The following is a 3,958-nucleotide window of genomic DNA, read 5'->3' as shown; positions in this document are numbered from 1 at the left end:
CTGTGCCTCGTCGGTGCGGCCCAGACGCCTGCAAAAGTCGGCTCGGGCGGCATGAGCCAGATGATACTCCGCCAGATCACCACGCGCTAATATTGTATCGATCAATTCCAGACCGACCGCAGCACCATCGCGCATCGCAATTGCAACCGCACGGTTCAGCTCGATAATTGGTGACGGATTGGCCTGGAACAGCAGATCATACCATGACACAATCCGCGACCAGTCTGTATTTTCTGACGTGCGAGCCGTCGCATGAACTGCAGCAATCGCCGCCTGAATGGTGTAACTGCCCACTTCCCCCCCGGCAATCGCACGCGCAACCAGTGCTGCTCCTTCGCTGATTTGGTATTGATCCCAAAGCTCCCGGTCCTGATCTTCCAGCAATATCAATTCGCCATCCGAAGTAGCCCGCGCCTCTCTCCGCGATTCATGCAACAACATCAGTGCCAGGAGTCCGATCGCTTCTGGGTCGTCGAGCAGTTCAACCAGCAGACGCCCCAGCCTGATTGCTTCTTCGGACAGATCCTGTCGCGTCAGCGAGTCACCCGAAGATGTCGAATAACCTTCATTAAACACAAGGTAAATCACACTCAGAACGGCATCGAGTCGCTCCGGAAGATCGGCTCGTGACGGCAGGGCATAAGGAATACGTGCTTCCCGAATCTTCGACTTACCGCGCACGATCCGCTGTGCCATTGTGGAGGGCGATGTCAGAAACGCACTGGCAATTTCCTCGGTCGTCAAACCGCAGACCTCACGCAGCGTCAGCGGAATCTGAATATCGGGAGCAATGGCGGGGTGACAACAGGTAAAAATCAGCCTCAGACGATCATCTTCGACCTCACTGTCAGACTTATCGGCATTCGCATCCGCAATTTCCTCAAGTCGCTTTGCCAGTTCATTCTGCGATCCATCAAAACGAGTACGACGACGAATCGTATCAATTGCCTTGAAACGACCGGTGGAAACCAGCCAGGAGCGTGGATTCCGGGGAATGCCCTCATGCTGCCATTGCTCTACTGCGGCCGTGAAAGCCTCATGCATTGCTTCCTCAGCCAGATCGAAATCGCCCAGCAACCGTACGAGCGTAGCAAATACCCGACGTGACTCATCACGATAGATTTCGTCAACCTGCTGTCGAACCTGCTCTGGGGAACTTTCACTCATCCGGTTGTTTCCGTATTGATTTGCCTCTCGATTCCGCGCCCCTGCCACATCGATACAGGTTCTCTTTTTATACACTAGAAAAACGAAAGAGGCAAATTCATCACCCAGAGAGATCTGCAGAACCGGTTAAGACTCACGACAAATCAATTTGTCTTGACAATTTTGCTCAAGATCGGATGATTGTCGCGGATGTGATAAGAAAGTGCTTTGCGGGCAGAACGCCAGTCTTTTTTGATCAGCGCATTCAGAATGGATTGATGCTGACGCACCGTCTCAATCGCCGTCTCCCGGTCGTGATCTTCCCAGTCGAACAGGATGTCGTAATACCTGCCCTGCCGCTGGAAAAAGTCCTGGATGTAATAGTTCCCTGCTTTCTCGATAATATATTCGTGCAAGGAATTATCGATCAATACACGATCCGTATCGGCTTCAGGAACCACATTCCCGTTCAGAATTCTCCGCAGATCTTCTTCAATCAGATGAGATTTCGATAGATCGAGCGCCTTCAATTCGAGTAGTTCGCGCACTTCAAGAAACGCCTGCATGTCTTCCTGGCGAAACGGCCTGAGTCTCCAGCCACGACGGGGAATATGATCCAATATTCCTGTTCCCGCCAGACGATTTAATATGATCCGTAGCGAAGAACGGCTGATCTGATATTTCCGGGCCGTCACTTCTTCGCGGATATCAACCGGTTCCCCCTTTAAGCTCAGTTTCACGAAATCATGCGTGATCACCTCAAACATGTCAGCCGGAGGTTCTGGTAAAACGGACTTTTTTCCTCGCTTGAGCGGTTTGACCTGGTCCGCATTTAAAACCAGTCTGCGATTTGCTCCTTTGTGCAACAAGCCTTCTTCCACCAGTTCGGCCAGCGCCAGTCGCACGGGAGAAAAGCTGACCTGATAATGCTCGGCCAACGATTCCAATGTCAGTTGAGCAGGCAATTCCTGCCCGCTCCGCATCCGCACTTCCAAATCATTCTTAATATAGTTCTTGAGTGACATTGTTCGATTCTGAGATCATCTGCAAAGCGGCAAATTTTATTCGAGATCAAATTTTATAAGAGGCCTGCAAACAAATATGATTCTATACCAGCCTCTGTCTCAGTTTACAGTTCATCACAGCCGCTTGAAAGCCACTGCCTGTTTGAAATGAAAGAAAGCCCCCGCTCCTGATTCTCATAAAAGAGTCTCTCGATTCGACACACTATATTTACGTCCTGTATTTCACCAAAAAAGCCCCTTGCAATCCACTCAGGAAACAAGGGGCCTGTGAAAAAACAGTTTTCATCACTGGAGTAGTATTAGATTGATCCCGCTTTAAACGCCCAGTTCATTCCAGGGGCCTGTAATCGCAAAGGTCACGCCGGGATGCTGAATGTTGACGAAGAGCCATTTTCCATCCGGAGAGAAACAGGCACCCGCCCATTCGCCGCCCGTAAAATCGCCTTCCAGATCGTTGTATTGTCCCTTTTTGAGGTGAATATTATTGATGGCGATCGTTTTCAGCAGCCCTTTGCGACTCAGTGCATGCAGCCGCAGCGGTTTCAGGTCGGCGTCTTCACACAAAATCAGCCCTCCCCTCGGACTCACTGTCAAATTGTCCGGGCTGTCCAGAACATCGTGACCCGGCGATTGAAACACGAGTTGCAAAGTCTGGTCTTTGGGAGAGAATGACCAGACCTGACCCAGTTGCAATTCGCCGCCATCGGTGCAGTTGAAATAAACCACGCCATCGCCGTACCAGCAGCCTTCAAGGCGGCCAAATGTGGTGGCCCCTTTTTGCTTACCTTGAGAATACACACCAAGCCCGTCATCAGTGCCCGGAGTGTGACGTCGAACCGGATCTTCAATATCGACCCATTCTGCAGCATAACGCACGCCGCGTATCGCTCCGGTTCTCAGATCATTCTGCCCTTTGACCTTGAGCATTTGCAGCCCTCCCCCTTTCGTGAGAACATCACGCTCATTGGGGAGAAAGCGGTAGAAACCAGCTGTATCACGGTCTTCAGTTTCATAGATGATTCCATCGCGCGGATCAATGGCCAGCGCTTCATGCACGAATCGCCCTAATGCTTCCAGAGGTTGCAGCGAAGCGTTTCCTTCCGACGGAACTTCAAACACCCAACCATGATGTTTTTCATGCGGGTAATGAATGCCCTTAAAACTTTCATTCGGGCCGATCACGGTCTCTTCACACGACAACCAGGTTCCCCAGGGGGTTGGTCCGCCGGCACAGTTCTGTACCGTTCCGGAAAGACTGGTCCAGCTTTTCAGCCATTTTCCCGTTTTCAAATCAAACTGCAGATTGGCACAACCGCCGCCGGCTTTTTGGTCATACGTGATTGCTTCCGGCCCGAAGCTTTTTGAGCCACGAATCTCATGGTTTCGGCACAGGGTGACCACATCTCCATTCTGAGCAATGACCCCCATCCCGTCATGTCCCTCAGGAGTAATCACTCCATCCGACATCATATCTCCCACCCAGCCGAAAGACTGATACTGAAAACCATCCGGAAGCCTCAATAAAGGAAGCCCGGTCGTCTCATCTAACACTGGTTTGAGTTCGGAATAACTTTTTTCAACCCCATTCGCAGCGGCTGACATGAGAAAACGGGAAAACACGGTTCCGGCCGCAGGAGCCGTAATTGCTGTCTTTAAAAAATGACGCCGCGAGGATGATGTACGCACGATTCCCTCTGTATTAACTTAGACATCTGTGGAATTCCCGGTTTTCGTTCATTGAACCAAATCAATGCCTGGATTGAATTTCTGGAATAATACAGCGATTT

The 3,958-nt window shown here is 50.9% G+C and carries 3 protein-coding genes; all 3 read right to left on the bottom strand.

All coding sequences use genetic code 11. From position 1 onward, the window contains the following. Positions 1 to 1,167: RNA polymerase sigma factor (locus Q0294_RS18040; RefSeq protein WP_299468230.1), on the bottom strand; the 1,167-nt coding region annotated here is incomplete at its 3' end. 143 nt (positions 1,168 to 1,310) lie between these two features. After that, positions 1,311 to 2,171 carry a GntR family transcriptional regulator gene (locus Q0294_RS18035; protein ID WP_299468228.1) on the bottom strand — a complete coding sequence of 287 codons (861 nt, stop codon included), beginning with the start codon at positions 2,169 to 2,171 and terminating at the stop codon, positions 1,311 to 1,313. Positions 2,172 to 2,486: 315 nt separating this feature from the next. Next, the gene (locus Q0294_RS18030; RefSeq protein WP_299468226.1) at positions 2,487 to 3,857 is read right to left on the bottom strand and encodes an alkaline phosphatase PhoX; all 1,371 of its coding nucleotides are present in this window, start codon (positions 3,855 to 3,857) and stop codon (positions 2,487 to 2,489) included. Positions 3,858 to 3,958: the final 101 nt, after the last annotated feature.

The sequence above is a fragment of the uncultured Gimesia sp. genome (genome assembly GCF_937919775.1).
Lineage (GTDB): Bacteria > Planctomycetota > Planctomycetia > Planctomycetales > Planctomycetaceae > Gimesia.
The sequence above is the reverse complement of the archived record's forward strand: the minus strand, read 5'-3'. Positions and strand labels throughout refer to the sequence as shown.